A 953-nucleotide genomic window follows, 5' to 3' on the forward strand; every position below is an offset into this window, starting at 1 on the left:
TAGACATGGGAATCGATTGATTGCTCCTGGGTTTGCTTCATCACGTCCGAGAATAAACTGTCCTTATGACTGTGGATACGCACCGGAATCGTATTGATAAACAGACCTATGATGTGCTCCACATTTGGAATGTCTGCCGGGCGCCCAGATACCACGCTGCCAAACACGACATCATCGGTGCCGTTATACTTTTGCAGCAAAAGCCCCCAAACAGTCTGCATCAACGTATTGATGGTCACCTGATAACGCTTGGCTATGCGCTGAATACCAGCCGTGAGCTCCGCTCCCAAATCAAAGTCCAGACGCTCCGCCTGATATCCCGCCTTACCCTGGATTTTTGCCTGTGGCAAGCGGGACTGCTCCTCGTATCCTTCCAGAACCTTGCTCCAATAGCTGGATGCGGCCTGACGATCCTGCTGTTCCAGCCATTCGATATATTGACTGTACGGCGTGACAGGGGCCAGCTCAGGTTGTTTATGAGCCAGTATCGCAAAATAGCTCGCAAACACTTCACTTGTCACCAGCGACAAGCACCAGCCGTCCATCACAATATGATGGAAACTCCATACAAAACGGTACGTCTCCTCACCTGTGCGCAACACAGCGACACGCATCAAGGCATCCTGCGCCAGGTCAAAGCCTCTTTGCTTGTCTTGGCGCGTAAATTCGCGGATGTACTCGTTTTGCTGCTCGTCCTCCATGTCCCGCAGATCCTCAGCATACAATTCACTGCGTTTATTCCGGTACACGACCTGAAGCGGTTCATCTTTCCAGCCGCTGTAAAAGTTCGTGCGCAGTGCCGTATGCCGCTGCACCAATATATCCAGGCTGGCCGCAAAGGCAGCGATATTAAAATGTCCTCGCAGATCAAAGGAGGCCTGCTCAAAATAAGCTCCCGATTGCGAATCCATCAGATTGTAAAAGAGCATCCCCTTTTGCATCGGGGTCAGTGC

Annotated in this window: 1 other annotated feature (running past one end of the window). The window is 51.5% G+C overall.

Features of this window, described 5'->3' with window-relative positions:
- Nucleotides 1–157: a sequence feature (16S ribosomal RNA rRNA prediction is too short), on the minus strand (it extends 718 nt beyond the left edge of the window).
- Nucleotides 158–953: the final 796 nt, after the last annotated feature.

It is taken from the genome of Paenibacillus ottowii, from assembly GCF_050516475.1.
Lineage (GTDB): Bacteria > Bacillota > Bacilli > Paenibacillales > Paenibacillaceae > Paenibacillus > Paenibacillus ottowii.